Here is a 17,566-nt window from a genome sequence, read left to right on the forward strand (position 1 = left end):
TTTAATCGCTTGAAATAAAAAGCCAGCCTTTGCGGCTGGCTTTTTTGTGCCTGCTAGAAAGGCGATTTACTCTTGAACACTCTCGCGAAGCGGAGTGACAGGGGTGACGCGCACTTGCTTAATCATGTTGTCTTGTACATCGAGAATATCAATGTCGTAGTGGCTTAGACGCACTCGCGTATCGATAGCTGGGATCTCTTGCAGTTCTTCAAGCAGCATACCGTTTACGGTACGGGCTTCGTCTTCTGGCAATGTCCAGTTGAAAGCTTTGTTGATTTCGCGCACGTTGGCGCTGCCTTCAATAATCACTGAGCCATCGTTTTGTGGCATCACTTCTTCAGCCAGTGTTGGAGACATCGATGTCGTGAAGTCACCGACAATCTCTTCAAGAATATCTTCCACCGTTACCAGCCCTTGAATATCACCGTATTCATCTACGACCAGGCCGACTTTCTTCTTGTTACGCTGGAATTTCACCAGTTGAACGCTAAGCGGCGTTCCTTCCGGCACGAAGTAAATTTCATCAGCGGCACGAAGCAGCGTTTCTTTGGTGAACTCTTGCTTTTCAGTCATCAAGCGATAGGCTTCACGCACGCGCAGCATGCTCATGGCATTGTCCAGAGTATCGCGATACAACACAATGCGGCCATGCGGCGAGTGGGTGAGTTGGCGGACGATAGATTTCCAGTCGTCATTGATATCGATACCGACGATTTCATTTCTCGGCACCATGATGTCGTCGACGCTCATTTTTTCGAGATCCAGAACCGAGAGCAACATATCCTGGTTGCGGCGGGAAATTTTCGTGTGTGACTCATGCACAAGGGTACGCAATTCGTCTTTGTTTAACGCGCTACTCACGGTGCTGACGTTTTTGATACCCATCAGACGCATCAACATACGCGTGATGATGTTCAGTAACCACACCAGGGGCATCATCAGTATTTGCAACGGGCCGAGCAGGAAGCTGCTCGGGAAGGCAACCTTTTCCGGATACAGCGCGGCAATGGTTTTTGGCAGCACTTCAGCGAACACCAGTACCACGAAAGTGAGGATACCGGTGGCGATGGCAACACCCGCATCACCGTACAAACGCATGCCGACGATGGTGCCGATGGCTGAGGCCAGAATATTGACCAGGTTATTACCGATGAGGACCAGACTTATCAGGCGGTCTGGTTTGCGAAGCAGTTTTTCGACCCGTTTAGCGGCGCGGTTGCCCTGTTTGGCGAGGTGGCGCAGCTTGTAACGGTTAAGCGTCATCATGCCGGTTTCAGAGCCGGAGAAGTACGCTGAAACGACTACCATGATGATCAATGTGACAATCAACGTAGTCGTTGAGATCTGTTCCAAAAGGATTTCCTTTATAAAGACAACATTAGCCGACGAATTGTTGCAGGACGCGGCTACCAAAATAGGCGAGGGTCAGAATCGCTGCACCCGCGACGTTAAACCACACCACACGGCGGCCGCGCCACCCCTCATGATAGTGTCCCCACAGTAAAACGATGTAGACAAACCATGCGAGAATCGACAAGACCGCTTTGTCGACATTTTCCAGGCTGAAAAGATTTTTCAGATAAAACAGGCCGGTGCAAAGGGTTAACGTCAGCAGTACTACGCCGACTTGAGTGATGTGAAACATTTTGCGCTCAATGCTCATCAACGGCGGCATTTCAGCACGGAAGGCGAGTTTTTTATTTTTGAGCTGATAGTCAATCCAGGCCAGTTGCAGCGCGTAAAGTGCGGCAATAATCAGCGTGGCATAGGCAAAGAGCGACAAACCGATATGCACCATCATCCCCGGAGTTGTTTCCAGATGCGTGATGAACTCGTTGGGCATAAAGGTTGCCAGCGCCAGATTGATTAAGGCGAAAGCGTAAACAATCGGTAACAGCAGCCAGCCGCGATTTCGCGATGCCACAATCGTCATCACGGTGCAGATCATCAAACTGACTAATGAGCCGACGTTGAGCAGGCTCAGGTTTTGACCGCCGTCGGCGGCAAAAATACGAGCTTCAAGCGCCAGACCGTGGCATACAAGCGCGATAATGGCCGATATAATAGCGAAACGGCGCCATCCGCTGTTTTTTGTCAGCAGGCTTGGGATGATCAGCGCGAGGCTGCTGGAATAGGCTACAAGCGCAAGGATTGCGAAAACAGGCATATAAAGTGTCGGTCAATTAGCCAGAGATGAAAAAAAACAGTATAACGTTACCTGCCGCCTGCTCCAACTCTAACCGTTACATCACACCGAAGGCGGCTTCATGTTATATACCCGTCATACTTCAAGTTATGGGGGTGTTGGCTGCACTCACTTACCCCAGTCACTTACTTTAGTAAGCTCCTGAGGATAAGCTCCCTTGCCGCCTACCCACAACTTGAACGATTTAGGGTATAATCCGCTAAATTCTGTTTTGTGTCGCAAGCTGCGGCCCTAAGTTACCACGTTAGGCAAAAGACAATGTTTGATAATTTAACTGACCGTCTGTCGCGCACACTGCGCAATATCAGCGGCCGCGGGCGGCTGACTGAAGAGAATGTGAAAGAAACATTGCGCGAAGTGCGCATGGCATTGCTGGAAGCGGACGTTGCGCTGCCGGTGGTGCGTGACTTTATCAGCCGCGTAAAAGAAAAAGCGGTTGGTCATGAAGTTAACAAAAGTCTGACCCCAGGCCAGGAGTTTGTCAAAATCGTTCGCGCCGAATTGGTTGCTGCGATGGGCGAAGAGAATGCCAGCCTGAATCTTGCTGCACAGCCGCCAGCCGTTGTGCTGATGGCAGGTTTGCAAGGTGCGGGTAAAACCACAAGCGTAGGTAAATTAGGTAAGTTCCTGCGTGAGAAGCACAAGAAGAAAGTGCTGGTGGTGTCTGCCGACGTTTATCGCCCGGCGGCGATCAAACAGTTGGAAACGCTGGCTGAACAAGTCGGTGTCGATTTCTTCCCGTCTGATGTGGGTCAAAAGCCGGTCGATATCGTTACTGCGGCGCTGAAAGAAGCGAAGCTGAAATTCTTTGACGTGCTGCTGGTGGATACCGCCGGTCGTTTGCACGTTGACGAAGCAATGATGGACGAAATCAAGCAGGTTCATGCTGCGATTAACCCAGTTGAAACGCTGTTTGTTGTTGACGCCATGACGGGCCAGGATGCGGCGAATACCGCAAAAGCTTTCAACGAAGCATTACCACTGACGGGCGTCGTGCTGACGAAAGTCGACGGTGATGCGCGTGGTGGTGCAGCGCTTTCTATTCGTCATATCACTGGCAAGCCGATTAAATTCCTCGGTGTCGGTGAAAAGACTGAAGCGCTGGAGCCGTTCCACCCGGATCGTATTGCTTCGCGTATTCTGGGGATGGGCGATGTTCTCTCACTTATCGAAGATATTGAGAGCAAAGTTGACCGTGCTCAGGCAGAGAAGCTGGCTAACAAGCTGAAGAAAGGCGATGGGTTTGATCTCAACGATTTCCTTGACCAGCTTAAGCAAATGAAAAACATGGGCGGCATGGCGAGCATGATGAGCAAATTGCCGGGTATGGGGCAATTGCCAGATAACGTTAAGTCGCAAATGGATGACAAAGTCCTGGTGCGTATGGAAGCCATTATTAATTCCATGACGCTCAAAGAGCGTGCGCAGCCAGAGATTATCAAAGGTTCACGTAAACGTCGTATCGCGATGGGTGCGGGTATGCAGGTGCAGGACGTCAACCGTCTGCTTAAGCAGTTCGACGACATGCAGCGCATGATGAAAAAGATGAAGAAAGGCGGAATGGCGAAAATGATGCGCGGCATGAAAGGTATGATGCCGCCAGGTTTCCCAGGCCGTTAATTTCTGTAATTTTTGTTTTGCTTGTAAAACAAAAATTGATTTCCGCTCAGGAATGAGTACAATTTTCGGGCTTTTAATATGACACCAGGCTCCATCCCTCGATGGGGCCTGGTGTTTTATTCACTAAAGAGGATGTTATGGTAACTATTCGTTTAGCACGTCACGGCGCTAAAAAGCGTCCGTTCTACCAGGTTGTTGTTACTGACAGCCGTAATGCACGTAACGGTCGCTTCATTGAGCGCGTTGGTTTCTTCAACCCTATCGCTGGTGAAAAAGACGAGGCAACTCGCCTGGATCTGGATCGCATCGAGCATTGGGTTGGCCAAGGCGCAACCGTTTCTGATCGCGTATCTGCGCTGATCAAAGCAGCAAAAAAAGCAGCTTAATCTGTCACGGTGGTCATGATGAGCAATCAAATCGCTGCAAAGGCTCCTGTTAACCCAATAGTATTGGGCAAAATGGGCTCCTGCTATGGGATCCGTGGTTGGCTCAGAGTGTTTTCCTCCACCGAAGACGCCGATAGCATTTTTGACTATCAGCCCTGGTTTATCCAGAAGGCGGGTCAGTGGCAGCAAGTACAGCTGGAAAGCTGGAAGCACCACAATCAGGATCTGGTCATCAAGCTGAAAGGTATTGACGATCGGGATGCAGCGAATCTTCTGACCAATTGCGAAATTGTCGTCGATTCAACGCAATTGCCTCATCTCGAAGAGGGTGACTACTACTGGAAAGACCTTATGGGTTGCCAGGTTGTCACTACTGAAGGATATCAGCTCGGTAAAGTCATCGACATGATGGAAACCGGCTCAAATGACGTTCTGGTCATTAAGGCAAACCTGAAAGATGCGTTCGGCATCAAGGAGCGGCTGGTTCCGTTCCTCGATGGGCAGGTTATCAAGAAAGTCGATCTCGCTACTCAAACCATTGAAGTAGATTGGGATCCTGGTTTTTAAAACCTCCGGATTAACGGTAAAAGACGGCGTAATGGGGATTGGCTTGTGTTTATTGGTGTAGTTAGCCTGTTTCCAGAGATGTTCCGTGCAATTACCGACTTCGGGGTAACTGGCCGGGCAGTAAAAAATGGCCTGCTGAGCATCCAGAGCTGGAGTCCGCGTGACTTCACTTATGACCGACACCGTACCGTGGACGATCGTCCTTACGGCGGCGGACCGGGTATGCTCATGATGGTAAATCCTTTGCGGGAAGCCATCCACGCAGCGAAAGCAGCGGCGGGGGAAGGTGCTAAGGTTATCTATCTGTCACCTCAGGGACGCAAGCTTGATCAAGAAGGCGTCTGTGAACTGGCAACAAATGAGAAGTTAATTCTGGTTTGTGGCCGTTATGAAGGGATAGATGAGCGCGTAATCCAAACCGAAATTGATGAAGAATGGTCAATCGGCGATTACGTTCTCAGCGGTGGTGAGTTACCAGCGATGGTATTGATTGACTCAGTTTCACGGTTTATTCCGGGAGTTCTGGGACATCAGGCATCAGCAATCGAAGATTCGTTTGCCGATGGATTGCTGGACTGCCCACACTATACTCGTCCTGAAGTGTTAGAAGGCATGGAGGTTCCGCCAGTTTTGCTGTCGGGAAACCATGCAGATATTCGACGTTGGCGCCTGAAGCAGTCGCTGGGCCGTACCTGGCTTAGAAGACCTGAACTTCTGGAAAACCTGGCTCTGACTGAAGAGCAAGCAAGGTTGCTGGCGGAGTTCCAACGTGAACACGCAAATACAGCAACATAAACATGATGGGATGGCGTAAGCCCCCGATTATCAGTTTACCCAGGATAAGAGACAAAATTATGAGCAACATTATTAAGCAAATTGAACAAGAACAGATGAAACAGGATGTACCTTCATTCCGTCCGGGTGATTCCGTGGAAGTGAAAGTATGGGTCGTTGAAGGTTCTAAAAAACGTCTGCAGGCATTTGAGGGCGTGGTTATCGCTATCCGTAACCGCGGTCTGCACTCTGCATTCACTGTTCGTAAAATTTCCAACGGCGAAGGTGTTGAGCGTGTATTCCAGACTCACTCCCCAGTAATCGACAGCATTACTGTTAAACGTCGTGGTGCCGTTCGTAAAGCTAAACTGTACTACCTGCGTGAGCGTACTGGTAAATCTGCTCGTATCAAAGAGCGTCTTACCAAGTAAGATTTCGCTAACGCGACATCCATATCAAGGGCTGCCATCTGGCAGCCCTTTTTTATTTAACGCATGAGCGATTGCTGCAATCCTTCTCGGCTGGCCTTTTCCCATACCGCGCGACGCTCCTTAACATCAGGTAAGGTTTCACAACTGGCAGGAAATGATTTCCCATTTTGCCCCTGAACGGTTAAGAAATTGGGATCACAAATCCGCTGCTGGCCATCTGCATATCCTTTTAACCATTCTTCTCGATCGACATTTTCATCGTTATGCAAATGCGCAATGACGGGATTACTTCTTATGGGTTGTCCAGACATCGCATCATCCCAGCCAGCCTGATACCAGTCGGTGGGGGCCGGAGTTGGGGCATGGGTGTATGGGTCAACATAACAAGCAGACAGCAATAAGATTGGAATCAAGGCTAAACAGCGCATAGTGAGGATATCCATTTCAAACTGTATTAACTGAGCATAGAGCGCTTATGGCTTTGCATTACGCTATTTTCACAGACTGCATGCTTGAGCAGATAAATAGCGTGCTTATGCAGTGGTGTATAATTTAGTTTACAATAAGTGATGTTAAGTGTGCTTTAAGCGGCAATTATTTGATTGGTGTAATGTATTGTTTACGTATTTTGGATTGCAATCTTTACTAAAGCTGGTAAGGTAGTGCCATCCTCACTGAGGAAACGACTATCGCAAACGAGCTAACAGGAAAGCCATCATGCAAAAAGACGCGCTGAACAACGTTCATATTTCTGACGAACAGGTATTAATCACTCCGGAACAACTGAAAGCGGAATTCCCGCTTACTGCCTCTCAAGAAGCGCAGATCGAACACTCCCGTCAGACGATTTCCGACATTATCGCAGGGCGCGATCCTCGTCTGTTGGTAGTCTGTGGACCTTGCTCGATCCACGACCCTGATACCGCGATTGAATATGCTCGTCGTTTTAAAATTTTGTCTGAACAAGTTAGCGATAGTCTGTACCTCGTGATGCGCGTCTATTTTGAAAAGCCACGTACCACCGTTGGCTGGAAAGGGCTAATCAACGATCCACACATGGATGGCTCGTTTGATGTTGAAGCTGGTTTGAAAATTGCTCGTCATTTGCTGGTTGAATTGGTCAGCATGGGTCTGCCGCTGGCGACGGAAGCGCTTGATCCGAATAGCCCACAATACTTGGGTGATCTGTTTAGCTGGTCCGCAATTGGTGCCCGTACTACTGAATCCCAGACCCACCGTGAAATGGCATCTGGTTTGTCTATGCCAGTTGGTTTTAAAAATGGTACTGATGGCAGCCTGGGTACGGCGATTAATGCGATGCGTGCCGCATCTATGCCGCATCGTTTCGTTGGTATCAACCAGGCAGGCCAGGTCTGCTTGCTGCAAACTCAGGGTAACCCAGATGGTCATGTGATTTTACGTGGCGGAAAAGCACCAAACTACAGCCCGGCAGACGTTGCGCAGTGTGAAAAAGAGATGGAACAGGCAGGACTCCGCCCAGCCTTGATGATAGATTGCAGCCATGGCAACTCAAATAAAGACTACCGCCGTCAGCCGGGCGTGGCTGAATCAGCCGTCGCCCAAATTAAAGATGGTAATCGTTCGATTATTGGCCTGATGATTGAAAGTAATATCCACGAAGGTAATCAATCTTCAGAGCAGCCACGCAGTGAAATGAAGTACGGCGTTTCTGTCACCGATGCTTGCATCGACTGGGAAACTACCGAGACTTTACTGCGTGAGATTCATCAAGATCTGAACGGTACGCTTGCGGCGCGTAAGGCATAAGAGGTTTTACTATGGTGGCTGAATTGACCGCGTTGCGCGATCAAATTGACGAAGTGGATAAGGCGTTGCTGGGGCTACTGGCACGCCGCCTTGAACTGGTAGCGGAAGTTGGCGAAGTCAAAAGCCAGTATGGTTTACCGATTTATGTCCCGGAACGTGAAGCAGCAATGTTGGCTTCACGTCGCAAAGAAGCCGAAACGCTGGGCGTTCCACCGGATCTGATTGAAGACGTACTGCGTCGGGTTATGCGTGAGTCATACTCAAGCGAGAATGACAAAGGCTTTAAAACCCTGTTTCCTGCACTTCGCCCGGTAGTTATCGTCGGTGGCGGTGGCCAAATGGGGCGCTTGTTTGAAAAGATGCTCACACTGTCTGGTTATCAGGTGCGTATTCTTGAAAAAGAAGACTGGGCTAACGCAGCAGAATTGATGGCTGATGCTGGCATGGTCATTGTTAGCGTGCCGATTCACATCACTGAACAAGTAATCGCTCAGTTACCGCGCTTACCTGATGACTGTATTCTGGTTGATCTGGCGTCGGTGAAGAATGGCCCTCTACAAGCTATGTTGGCAGCTCACCAGGGGCCGGTTCTTGGCTTGCATCCAATGTTTGGGCCAGATAGTGGAAGCCTTGCGAAGCAGGTCGTGGTGTATTGCGACGGTCGCCAGCCAGAAGCGTATCAGTGGTTCCTTGAGCAAATTCAGGTTTGGGGCGCGCGTTTGCACCGCTCTACAGCCGTTGAACACGATCAGAACATGGCGTTTATTCAGGCGCTGCGCCACTTTGCAACCTTTGCATATGGTCTGCATCTGGCAGAAGAAAATGTTCAGTTAGAGCAGCTACTCGCGCTTTCATCACCGATTTATCGCCTGGAGTTGGCGATGGTAGGTCGCTTGTTTGCACAAGATCCGCAACTTTACGCTGATATTATTATGTCGTCAGAAAGCAATCTGGAGCTGATTAAGCGTTATTACAAAAGGTTTGGGGAGGCTATTGGCCTGCTTGAACATGGTGATAAGCAAGCGTTCATCGATAGCTTCCGTAAAGTTGAACACTGGTTCGGCGACTACGCGCAGCGCTTCCAGAGTGAAAGCCGAACTTTGTTACGCCAGGCGAATGATAGCCGACCGTAGTCGTGAAATAGTCTTATAATCTAAAGCCATCAGGGAAACCTAATGGCTTTTTTTATTGGCAATTAAGGATAGAAAAATGGCTCAGCCGCAAGTTCTGTTCAATTACACCGGTCACTTACCTGAATGCCCAACCTGGAATGCTCAAGAAAATTGCCTTTACTGGACGGATATTCTCGAAAACGAAATTCATCGCTATAACATCGCCAGCAAAAAGCATGATGTGATTCAGTTTTCCGAAGAGGTTGGCTGTTTTGCATTGTGCGAAACGGGTGGTTTTATTGTCGCGCTGCGAAGTGGAATTTATCTGACCAATCGCACCGGACTTATTACTCGCAAAGTCTGTGATAACCCCAATAACCCGACATTAGCTCGTTTTAATGATGGTGGAACTGACAGGGATGGGCGTTTTTATGCTGGAACATTTTGGGGGCCTGGTGATTACAACGGAGCCTTGCTGTGCCGTGTGGATAACGACCTGACACCGCATGTCATTCAGCATGATATCCATGGTGCCAATGGTCTGGCGTTTAGTGCAGATAAAAAATGGATGTTTACATCAGACACGCCGAACCGTGTGATTTACCGAACTCCGTTAGACAAACAAGGTGAGCCTGGCAAGCGTGAAGTGTTTAAACGCTTTGAACCGGGGCAGGGAATTCCGGATGGAGCCGCACTTGACGAAGAAGGTTGCTACTGGACGGCATTGTTTGATGGCTACCGTATCGCGCGATTATCGCCTGATGGCGATGTGCTGGAAGAATATCAATTGCCGGTGCGCTGTCCAACGATGGTGTGCTTCGGTGGCGATGATATGAAAACGTTGTTCATCACGACGACGCGAGAAAATATGGATAACGGCGAAGTTGCAGAAAGGCCGCTGTCAGGCGCGATTTTTACGCTTAAAGTCGCCGTTGCAGGAATGCCGAAACTGAAATTTAAAGTGAATGAGTAAGCCAGCTTCGAGCTGGCTTACTGCCAATTTTAAGCCGGATCAACAGGCACTACATTCTCACTTGGATAACAGCCAAGCACTTTCATAGAACGGGTAATTTCACCGAGTTCGCGAAGTGCTTTGCGCATTGCTTCATCGTTCAGGTTTGCCTGAACATCCAGATAAAACATCTCTTCCCACGGGTTGCCGTTAATTGGTCGAGACTCCAGTTTTGTCATGATCAAATTGTGATTACGCAACACCAGAAGGGCTTCAACCAACGCACCGGCTTGCTGACCTGTCGCCATGAGTAGTGTTGTTTTGGCTGGGACCTGGTCGGTGACTTCGACCGATTTGCGAGCGAGAACGATGAAACGGGTGATGTTTTGCGTCTGGTTTGCCAGATTACGTTCCAGAACTTGCAAACCATATAACGCCCCACCAGCCTCGCTACCCAGCGCCGCGACATGCGGTGAGTTTGCCTGCGCCACTTTTTCCATTGCCGCCGAGGTACTTTCGCAATATTCGATTTTCCAGTTTGGATACCGGTTAATGAATTGGCTGCATTGCTGGAAAGGCTGTGGATGGCTGTATACGGTATGGATAGCGTCTAAAGTTGTTGTACCGTTGACCAACACACAGTGATCGATTGGTACGGTCATTTCGGCAACGATGGACAAGCTCGTATGCTGCAACAAATCGTAGACATCGTTTATCGCACCGGAACTGGTGTTTTCAAGCGGAACTACGGCGTAGTCAGCCTGGCCCGTTTCAACCTGGTTAAAGATGTCCTGGAATTTGGCACAGCCACTTTCAATGAATTGCTCAAAGTGGCGAGCAGCATACTGACGTGCAGCGAGGTGTGAGTACGAACCCTTCGGGCCTAAAAACGCGACTCTCGCTGACTGCGGATTGGTTTTATTAAGATGCTGCTGTAAAAGTGTTTGCTGCGTCAGAACTGAATCTTCAATGATGAGTTGGAACAAGCGCGTAATGTAATGGGCGTCCAGATTATGTGTTTTACCCAAAGTAATCAGACGCTCCAGCAAATCACGCTCGCGGTCGATATCTCGAACCGGGCGGTGAGTCGCGAGCTTGGCTTTTCCGACTTCAACAGCCAGCAAGCGACGCTCTGCCAGCAATGCCAGCAATTTTACATCCAGGGCGCTGATTTTATCGCGCAGTGCCAGCAACGGGTTTGTCTCACTCATAACGCTACCTTTTCGAAGTCCATAAAAAAGGCCTCCCGCTTGGGGAGGCCTGTTTGTTCGTCTTCGCATTCTTTATCACACGACGAATTGCCTCCCATTCAGGGGAAGGTAAAAAAGAATGCGAAGAAAAACGGAATTAATTTCATGGTTGGTTCCTGATAAGTCAGACAAGTAAGGTACTCGCTCTGTTTTCGCTCTGTCAATAAAAAACGCGCCCGGAGGCGCGTTGGTGTGATTGATAAAGCTAAAATTTACTCTTCTTCAATTTCCGCGATAGCAACGTCTTTCACTGAGCCTGCTGTGCGACGCGCTTCACCTTTGTGTTGCACTTTATTCAACTGCCGCTCCAGTTTGTTAATCAAATCGTTGATAGCCGTATACATATCATCGTGTTTGGCGCTCGCTACGAGCTGGCCGTTTGGCGTATTAATGGTGGCATCAGCCACGAAACCTTTCGGTTCTTTGGACAAAACAATGTGTGGGTTAATTAGATGAGTTTGCCACTTGTCCAGTTTAGTGAGACGGTCTGCGACGTGCTGACGAATAGCTGGGGTGATTTCCATTTGCTTGCTGGTAATGTTCATTGTCATAAAGTTACCTCTTGTCTTTCCCGTCTTGGTAACTCCAGCATACCTTTCTGAATGTCAAAATGTGTGATGTGAATCACACTATTTTGTCACTTTTTGTCAGTAAACCCTTTTTGTGAGGCAGGACAGGATCTCTGTTTTTAAAGCTTGTGGAACTTAAGAATAGCGTCCATATTTGATTGGATGACCTGACGCTAAACCGTTTCAGTTTTGTGTTTTCAGGCAATAAAAATGGCAGCCAGTTGGCTGCCATTTTGTTTTTCATCTCGGGTAATCAGTTGGTATTGCCGTTGGCCGCGATAATTTTTGCAACTTTTTCGGCTTGAGCCGGCATTTGCATTTCACGGTAGGCATTTTCCATCAACTTCAGACCATCACGTGTAGCCTGGGTATCAGGGAAATCACGCAGCATTCCTTCAACACGGTTAACTACTGCAACCCACGCGCCGCGTTTAGTGTAGTATTGCGCGACGGAAAGCTCATATTTCGCTAAACGATCTTTCAGGAACACCAGGCGCTTGCTGGCATCGGTGACATACTGGCTGTTCGGGTAACCTCGAACCAGCTTAGAGAAATCTTTGAAAGCATCACGCGCGTGTGCAGGATCTCGGTCTGAACGATCTACGCCAAAGAACCCTTGTAATGCGCTATCATCCAGTGCCATGTCCGTCAGACCGCGCATGTAAAGTACGTAGTCGATGTTTGGATGGGTAGGATTTAGGCGCATAAAGCGGTCAATAGCTGCCTGAGCCAGTGGCAAGTCAGCATTCTTGTAGTAAGCGTAAATAAGATCTAACTGCACTTGCTGCGAGTATGGCCCGAACGGATAACGGTTATCCAGCGCTTCCAGTTGCGTTATCGCCGCTTTAAAGTTACCGTCCTGCAACTTTTGTTGGGCAGTCGCATAAATCTCGGAAGGTGGACTATCAGGAACCTCATCCTTGGAACTGGAGCAACCAGCCAAAGCCAGGCTCAACGTGGCTGCTGCCACCAGATATTTCATACGCGTCATGACGTTTTGACTTTCCTCAGAATGTTATCCGGGAGGCTCTCAATACCAGCTCCCGATAAAGACCAGCTACAATAGCACACTATATTAAACGGCATTGCCGTAAAACCCAACGTTAACGAAGAAGCTGTCTATGGCACAACTAGTACAACTCAACGCAACAGTATCCGAATCGCAACTCGGTCAACGCTTAGATCAAGCTTTGGCCGAATTGTTCCCTGATTATTCACGTTCGCGTATAAAAGAATGGATTCTTGACCGGCGCGTGCTGGTCAATGGCAATATTAGCGACAAACCGAAAGAAAAAGTATTGGGTGGCGAAGCTGTCACTATCAATGCTGAAATCGAAGAGGATGTGCGCTGGGAACCACAAGATATCCCGCTCAATATCGTTTATGAAGATGACGATATTTTGGTGATTAACAAGCCGCGTGATTTCGTTGTGCATCCTGGTGCGGGTAATCCTGACGGGACCGTACTGAATGCGCTTCTGCATTACTATCCGCCGATTGTTGATGTTCCACGTGCGGGCATTGTGCATCGTCTGGATAAAGACACGACGGGTTTGATGGTCGTGGCGAAAACCGTTCCTGCGCAAACTCACCTGGTTGAGGCTTTGCAATTACGTGAAATCACGCGTGAATATGAAGCGGTTGCCATTGGTCATATGACGGCAGGTGGCACGGTTGAAGAACCTATCAGCCGACATTCGACTAAGCGTACTCATATGGCTGTGCATCCGATGGGGAAACCTGCGGTGACGCATTATCGAATCATGGAACATTTCCGTGTGCATACGCGTCTGCGCCTGCGTCTGGAAACGGGTCGTACTCACCAGATTCGTGTTCACATGGCGCATATCACTCATCCATTGGTTGGCGATCAGCTGTACGGTGGCCGCCCGCGTCCGCCAAAAGGTGCGTCAGAAGAGTTTGTCAGCGTGCTGCGTAAGTTTGACCGCCAGGCTCTGCATGCAACCATGTTGCGTCTTCATCATCCAATCAGCGGTATGTTGATGGAATGGCATGCGCCAATCCCTCAGGATATGGTTGAGCTGATTGAAGCGCTGCGTGCTGATACGGAAATCCATAAGGATCAACTGGACTGGCTATGAGCAAACTGATCGTCCCGCATTGGCCGCTTCCTGAAGGGGTTGCCGCGTGCAGTTCGACACGTATTGGCGGTGTAAGTCAACCGCCTTACGACTCGCTTAATCTGGGGGCCCACTGCGGTGATAACCTGGATGATGTCGAAGAAAACCGTCGCATGTTTTATAGCACTGCCGACTTGCCTTCAAAACCGGTTTGGCTAGAGCAAGTGCACGGTACAGACGTGTTAAAACTTACTGGCGAACCTTATTTGTCAAAACGTGCAGACGCTTCTTATAGCGCAACAGCGGGTACGGTTTGTGCGGTAATGACAGCAGATTGTCTGCCAGTGCTATTCTGTAATAAGGCTGGAACCGAAGTTGCGGCTGCTCATGCTGGATGGCGTGGCTTGTGCGAAGGCGTTATTGAAGAAACTGTGGCTTGTTTTAAAGATGCGCCAGAAAACATTATGGCGTGGCTTGGCCCGGCTATTGGTCCTGATGCATTTGAAGTTGGCCCTGAAGTGCGTGAAGCGTTTATGGCTAAAGACATTCATGCTGATAGTGCTTTTCGCCCGTCAGGGGAAAAATACATTGCTGACATCTACACCCTGGCTCGTCAGCGTTTGTCTGCAGTAGGCATTAACCATGTTTATGGCGGCGATCGTTGTACCTACAGCGAAGCGGGTGATTTTTTCTCATATCGACGCGACAGAACCACAGGCCGTATGGCAAGTTTCATTTGGCTGATATAACCTATTGAATCAAGACGATCCAGTGCGGGTAATTAACGCTTCAAATATTTCAGGTCATTAACCTTGAATAATTGAGGGATGACCTCATTTAATCTCCAGTAGCAAATTTGACCTGTATATGGGAGGAGTTATGCGTCTGGATCGTCTTACTAATAAATTCCAGCTTGCTCTCGCCGATGCCCAATCCTTAGCTCTCGGGCACGACAACCAATTTATCGAACCTCTTCACTTGATGAGCGCACTGCTCAATCAGGAAGGTGGATCCGTACGTCCTTTACTGACTTCAGCTGGCGTCAACGCTGGCAAGTTGCGTACCGATATTGAGCAAGCTTTAAGCCGTTTACCACAAGTTGAAGGCACGGGCGGTGATGTTCAGCCTTCGCAGGATTTAGTTCGTGTATTGAATCTATGTGACAAACTGGCGCAAAAACGAAATGACAACTTCATTTCGTCAGAGTTATTTGTTCTGGCAGCACTTGAATCTCGCGGAACATTAACAGATTTACTGAAATCAGCGGGTGCTACCACGGCAAATGTGACAGCAGCAATTGAGCAAATGCGTGGAGGCGAAAACGTGAACGACCAGGGTGCCGAAGATCAACGTCAGGCATTGAAAAAATATACTGTCGATCTGACCGAGCGTGCGGAACAGGGCAAGCTTGATCCCGTTATCGGTCGTGATGAAGAAATTCGTCGCACTATTCAGGTATTGCAGCGCCGTACCAAAAACAATCCCGTACTTATTGGTGAACCAGGCGTTGGTAAAACGGCCATTGTTGAAGGTTTGGCGCAGCGCATCATTAATGGTGAAGTGCCAGAGGGGCTAAAAGGCCGTCGGGTATTAGCGCTGGATATGGGGTCGCTGGTAGCCGGTGCGAAATATCGTGGTGAATTTGAAGAGCGTCTTAAAGGTGTACTGAATGACCTTTCTAAGCAGGAAGGTAATGTCATTCTGTTTATCGATGAATTGCACACCATGGTTGGCGCGGGTAAAGCGGATGGCGCTATGGATGCGGGTAACATGCTCAAGCCAGCCTTGGCTCGAGGTGAACTGCACTGCGTCGGGGCGACAACGTTGGATGAATATCGCCAGTATATAGAAAAGGATGCCGCGCTTGAGCGTCGCTTCCAGAAAGTGTTCGTTGCCGAGCCTTCTGTCGAAGACACTATCGCTATTTTGCGTGGGCTGAAAGAGCGTTACGAACTGCATCACCATGTACAGATTACTGACCCGGCTATTGTGGCGGCGGCAATGCTGTCGCATCGCTACATTGCCGATCGTCAGTTGCCGGATAAAGCCATCGACTTGATTGACGAAGCGGCTTCCAGCATCCGTATGCAGATTGACTCGAAACCAGAAGAGCTCGACCGTCTTGACCGCCGTATCATCCAGCTCAAACTGGAACAGCAGGCATTGAAGAAAGAGTCTGACGAAGCCAGCCAGAAACGTTTGAGTATGCTTGAAGACGAATTAGGGCAGAAAGAGCGTGAATATTCAGTGCTGGAAGAAGAGTGGAAAGCTGAAAAAGCGTCACTTTCTGGTACGCAGACGATTAAGGCTGAGTTAGAGCAGGCAAAAATCGCCATTGAGCAGGCGCGCCGTGCAGGCGACCTGGCGCGAATGTCTGAGCTGCAATACGGGAAAATACCGGAGCTTGAGAAACAGCTTGCAGCGGCAAGTCAGAGTGAAGGGAAAACCATGCGTCTGCTGCGTAACAAAGTTACTGATGCAGAAATTGCGGAAGTGCTGGCGCGTTGGACGGGGATTCCTGTGGCTCGCATGCTTGAAGGTGAACGCGAGAAACTGCTGCGTATGGAACAACAACTTCATACCCGTGTTATCGGGCAGAATGAAGCTGTTGAAGCCGTTTCAAACGCAATTCGCCGTAGCCGTGCCGGTTTGTCTGACCCGAATCGCCCAATTGGTTCGTTCTTATTCCTTGGGCCAACGGGCGTGGGTAAAACTGAGCTGTGCAAAACGCTGGCAAACTTTATGTTTGATAGCGATGACGCAATGGTGCGTATCGATATGTCCGAGTTTATGGAAAAACACTCCGTATCTCGTTTAGTCGGTGCACCTCCAGGCTACGTCGGTTATGAAGAAGGTGGCTACCTGACTGAAGCGGTTCGTCGTCGCCCTTACTCTGTCATTCTTTTGGATGAAGTAGAGAAGGCACACCCGGATGTGTTCAACATTTTATTGCAGGTGCTGGACGACGGGCGTTTGACTGACGGGCAGGGGAGAACTGTCGACTTCCGTAATACGGTTGTAATTATGACGTCTAACCTGGGCTCTGACTTAATTCAGGAGCGCTTCGGTGCGCTGGACTACGGTCATATGAAGGATCTGATTCTTGGTGTTGTCAGCCAGAACTTCCGCCCAGAGTTTGTTAACCGTATAGATGAAGTCGTGGTATTCCATCCGCTGGGTGAGAAACATATTGCTTCTATTGCACAGATTCAGTTGCAGCGTTTGTATAAACGCCTTGAAGAGCGTGGCTATGAAGTCACTATCTCTGAAGATGCGTTGAAGCTGCTTAGCGAGAATGGTTACGACCCGGTATATGGTGCAAGACCATTGAAACGTGCTATCCAGCAGCAAATAGAGAACCCGCTGGCTCAGCAAATCCTCTCAGGTGAGCTGATTCCAGGGAAAGCAGTTCATCTGGAAGTAAAAGACAATCATATTGTGGCAGTGCAGTAAGTCACAAAAAAGATAAAACGAGCCCTCCGGGGCTCGTTTTTGTTTAAAAACCAGGCGATATTGTATCTCTCGATTGCGTTATGATTAAAAGTTGAGCTAACGATAAGTTTTTTGAATTTTATACTTGTCAGCTCCCAGAAAATCCCTATACTGCGCCTCCACTGACACGGCACAACGGCTTACAAACCGGCCCGTCAGCCAGATGAAAAGCGAAAATAAACGCTTGACTCTGAAAGAGGAAAGCGTAATATACGCCACCTCGAGTTAGCAAGCGAAAGCGCGTAACTCACTGCTCTTTAACAATTTATCAGACAATCTGTGTGGGCACTCGCAGGATTGATATCTCAGATACCTTCGGGTATCAAAAAAATATCAAG

17 protein-coding genes, 1 pseudogene and 1 other annotated feature are annotated in these 17,566 nt (G+C 49.0%); of the genes and pseudogenes, 11 read left to right on the forward strand and 7 right to left on the reverse strand.

Features of this window, described 5'->3' with window-relative positions; translation table 11 throughout:
* Positions 1 to 66: 66 nt before the first annotated feature.
* Both EC843_RS19875 and EC843_RS19880 read right to left on the reverse strand, forming a co-directional pair.
* The gene (locus EC843_RS19875) at positions 67 to 1,353 is read right to left on the reverse strand and encodes an HlyC/CorC family transporter (RefSeq protein ID WP_064544296.1); all 1,287 of its coding nucleotides are present in this window, start codon (positions 1,351 to 1,353) and stop codon (positions 67 to 69) included.
* A gap of 25 nt (positions 1,354 to 1,378) precedes the next feature.
* Positions 1,379 to 2,167, reverse strand: coding sequence for an inner membrane protein YpjD (locus EC843_RS19880; RefSeq protein ID WP_064544299.1), 789 nt, complete (start codon positions 2,165 to 2,167; stop codon positions 1,379 to 1,381).
* A gap of 297 nt (positions 2,168 to 2,464) precedes the next feature.
* Between EC843_RS19880 and ffh the strand changes: the two genes are divergently transcribed.
* From ffh to rplS, 5 genes and pseudogenes are all read left to right on the forward strand, one after another.
* Complete coding sequence (ffh, locus tag EC843_RS19885) at positions 2,465 to 3,826, forward strand: signal recognition particle protein (RefSeq protein ID WP_064544303.1); 1,362 nt, start codon at positions 2,465 to 2,467, stop codon at positions 3,824 to 3,826.
* Positions 3,827 to 3,963: 137 nt separating this feature from the next.
* Entirely contained in the window at positions 3,964 to 4,212 is a 249-nt protein-coding gene (gene rpsP, locus EC843_RS19890) for a 30S ribosomal protein S16 (RefSeq protein ID WP_034457320.1), read from the forward strand.
* An 18-nt stretch (positions 4,213 to 4,230) separates the two neighbouring features.
* The gene (rimM, locus tag EC843_RS19895; RefSeq protein ID WP_064544306.1) at positions 4,231 to 4,779 is read left to right on the forward strand and encodes a ribosome maturation factor RimM; all 549 of its coding nucleotides are present in this window, start codon (positions 4,231 to 4,233) and stop codon (positions 4,777 to 4,779) included.
* Positions 4,780 to 4,824: 45 nt separating this feature from the next.
* A pseudogene (gene trmD, locus EC843_RS19900) lies at positions 4,825 to 5,593 on the forward strand (tRNA (guanosine(37)-N1)-methyltransferase TrmD).
* A 40-nt stretch (positions 5,594 to 5,633) separates the two neighbouring features.
* Positions 5,634 to 5,984, forward strand: a complete 351-nt coding sequence (gene rplS, locus EC843_RS19905; protein WP_034457314.1) for a 50S ribosomal protein L19 — start codon at positions 5,634 to 5,636, stop codon at positions 5,982 to 5,984.
* A gap of 56 nt (positions 5,985 to 6,040) precedes the next feature.
* Here the strand turns inward: rplS and EC843_RS19910 are convergent, their stop codons facing one another.
* Positions 6,041 to 6,427 (reverse strand): DUF2799 domain-containing protein, encoded by a 387-nt coding sequence (locus EC843_RS19910; protein WP_133522931.1) that lies wholly within the window; start codon positions 6,425 to 6,427, stop codon positions 6,041 to 6,043.
* Between the two features lie 274 nt (positions 6,428 to 6,701).
* Between EC843_RS19910 and aroF the strand changes: the two genes are divergently transcribed.
* The 3 genes from aroF to EC843_RS19925 all read left to right on the forward strand — a co-directional run bounded on the left by aroF (position 6,702) and on the right by EC843_RS19925 (position 9,857).
* The gene (gene aroF / locus EC843_RS19915; protein WP_133522932.1) at positions 6,702 to 7,772 is read left to right on the forward strand and encodes a 3-deoxy-7-phosphoheptulonate synthase AroF; all 1,071 of its coding nucleotides are present in this window, start codon (positions 6,702 to 6,704) and stop codon (positions 7,770 to 7,772) included.
* A gap of 11 nt (positions 7,773 to 7,783) precedes the next feature.
* The gene (tyrA, locus tag EC843_RS19920; protein WP_121815075.1) at positions 7,784 to 8,905 is read left to right on the forward strand and encodes a bifunctional chorismate mutase/prephenate dehydrogenase; all 1,122 of its coding nucleotides are present in this window, start codon (positions 7,784 to 7,786) and stop codon (positions 8,903 to 8,905) included.
* Between the two features lie 76 nt (positions 8,906 to 8,981).
* Positions 8,982 to 9,857: an SMP-30/gluconolactonase/LRE family protein gene (locus EC843_RS19925; protein WP_133522933.1), complete on the forward strand. Its 876-nt coding sequence runs from the start codon at positions 8,982 to 8,984 to the stop codon at positions 9,855 to 9,857.
* A gap of 29 nt (positions 9,858 to 9,886) precedes the next feature.
* Here EC843_RS19925 and pheA read toward each other — a convergent pair whose 3' ends face one another.
* The 4 genes from pheA to bamD form a co-directional block, all read right to left on the reverse strand.
* Positions 9,887 to 11,047: a bifunctional chorismate mutase/prephenate dehydratase gene (gene pheA, locus EC843_RS19930; protein ID WP_133522934.1), complete on the reverse strand. Its 1,161-nt coding sequence runs from the start codon at positions 11,045 to 11,047 to the stop codon at positions 9,887 to 9,889.
* Positions 11,048 to 11,068: 21 nt separating this feature from the next.
* Positions 11,069 to 11,194 (reverse strand) — a sequence feature (Phe leader region).
* Positions 11,146 to 11,193 (reverse strand): pheA operon leader peptide PheL, encoded by a 48-nt coding sequence (gene pheL, locus EC843_RS19935; RefSeq protein WP_101706155.1) that lies wholly within the window; start codon positions 11,191 to 11,193, stop codon positions 11,146 to 11,148. It overlaps the preceding feature by 48 nt.
* Positions 11,195 to 11,298: 104 nt before the next feature.
* A complete protein-coding gene (raiA, locus tag EC843_RS19940; RefSeq protein ID WP_034457302.1) occupies positions 11,299 to 11,637 on the reverse strand; it encodes a ribosome-associated translation inhibitor RaiA in 339 nt (112 codons plus the stop codon).
* Between the two features lie 271 nt (positions 11,638 to 11,908).
* Positions 11,909 to 12,646, reverse strand: a complete 738-nt coding sequence (gene bamD / locus EC843_RS19945; RefSeq protein WP_064544319.1) for an outer membrane protein assembly factor BamD — start codon at positions 12,644 to 12,646, stop codon at positions 11,909 to 11,911.
* 130 nt (positions 12,647 to 12,776) lie between these two features.
* Here bamD and rluD point away from each other — a divergent pair, with 130 nt between their 5' ends.
* The 3 genes from rluD to clpB all read left to right on the forward strand — a co-directional run bounded on the left by rluD (position 12,777) and on the right by clpB (position 17,189).
* The gene (gene rluD / locus EC843_RS19950; RefSeq protein WP_121815079.1) at positions 12,777 to 13,757 is read left to right on the forward strand and encodes a 23S rRNA pseudouridine(1911/1915/1917) synthase RluD; all 981 of its coding nucleotides are present in this window, start codon (positions 12,777 to 12,779) and stop codon (positions 13,755 to 13,757) included.
* On the forward strand, positions 13,754 to 14,485 hold the full coding sequence (gene yfiH, locus EC843_RS19955; protein ID WP_064544323.1) for a purine nucleoside phosphorylase YfiH: 732 nt from the start codon (positions 13,754 to 13,756) through the stop codon (positions 14,483 to 14,485). The genes rluD and yfiH overlap by 4 nt, the downstream gene beginning before the upstream one ends.
* A 130-nt stretch (positions 14,486 to 14,615) precedes the next feature.
* Positions 14,616 to 17,189, forward strand: coding sequence for an ATP-dependent chaperone ClpB (gene clpB, locus EC843_RS19960; RefSeq protein ID WP_064544325.1), 2,574 nt, complete (start codon positions 14,616 to 14,618; stop codon positions 17,187 to 17,189).
* The last annotated feature ends 377 nt before the right edge of the window (positions 17,190 to 17,566 follow it).

Source organism: Buttiauxella sp. JUb87 (assembly GCF_004361975.1).
Classification (GTDB): Bacteria; Pseudomonadota; Gammaproteobacteria; order Enterobacterales; family Enterobacteriaceae; genus Buttiauxella; species Buttiauxella ferragutiae.

What these genes read in the sequence shown, in the direction of transcription:
- tyrA (WP_121815075.1), top strand. Translation starts at nt 7,784, where the DNA reads ATGGTGGCTGAATTGACCGCGTTGCGCGATCAAATTGACGAAGTGGAT.
- rluD (WP_121815079.1), top strand. Translation starts at nt 12,777, where the DNA reads ATGGCACAACTAGTACAACTCAACGCAACAGTATCCGAATCGCAACTC.
- clpB (WP_064544325.1), top strand. Translation starts at nt 14,616, where the DNA reads ATGCGTCTGGATCGTCTTACTAATAAATTCCAGCTTGCTCTCGCCGAT.
- rplS (WP_034457314.1), top strand. Translation starts at nt 5,634, where the DNA reads ATGAGCAACATTATTAAGCAAATTGAACAAGAACAGATGAAACAGGAT.
- pheA (WP_133522934.1), bottom strand. Translation starts at nt 11,047, where the DNA reads ATGAGTGAGACAAACCCGTTGCTGGCACTGCGCGATAAAATCAGCGCC.
- raiA (WP_034457302.1), bottom strand. Translation starts at nt 11,637, where the DNA reads ATGACAATGAACATTACCAGCAAGCAAATGGAAATCACCCCAGCTATT.
- EC843_RS19910 (WP_133522931.1), bottom strand. Translation starts at nt 6,427, where the DNA reads ATGGATATCCTCACTATGCGCTGTTTAGCCTTGATTCCAATCTTATTG.
- bamD (WP_064544319.1), bottom strand. Translation starts at nt 12,646, where the DNA reads ATGACGCGTATGAAATATCTGGTGGCAGCAGCCACGTTGAGCCTGGCT.
- rimM (WP_064544306.1), top strand. Translation starts at nt 4,231, where the DNA reads ATGAGCAATCAAATCGCTGCAAAGGCTCCTGTTAACCCAATAGTATTG.
- aroF (WP_133522932.1), top strand. Translation starts at nt 6,702, where the DNA reads ATGCAAAAAGACGCGCTGAACAACGTTCATATTTCTGACGAACAGGTA.
- EC843_RS19925 (WP_133522933.1), top strand. Translation starts at nt 8,982, where the DNA reads ATGGCTCAGCCGCAAGTTCTGTTCAATTACACCGGTCACTTACCTGAA.
- yfiH (WP_064544323.1), top strand. Translation starts at nt 13,754, where the DNA reads ATGAGCAAACTGATCGTCCCGCATTGGCCGCTTCCTGAAGGGGTTGCC.
- EC843_RS19880 (WP_064544299.1), bottom strand. Translation starts at nt 2,167, where the DNA reads ATGCCTGTTTTCGCAATCCTTGCGCTTGTAGCCTATTCCAGCAGCCTC.
- ffh (WP_064544303.1), top strand. Translation starts at nt 2,465, where the DNA reads ATGTTTGATAATTTAACTGACCGTCTGTCGCGCACACTGCGCAATATC.
- rpsP (WP_034457320.1), top strand. Translation starts at nt 3,964, where the DNA reads ATGGTAACTATTCGTTTAGCACGTCACGGCGCTAAAAAGCGTCCGTTC.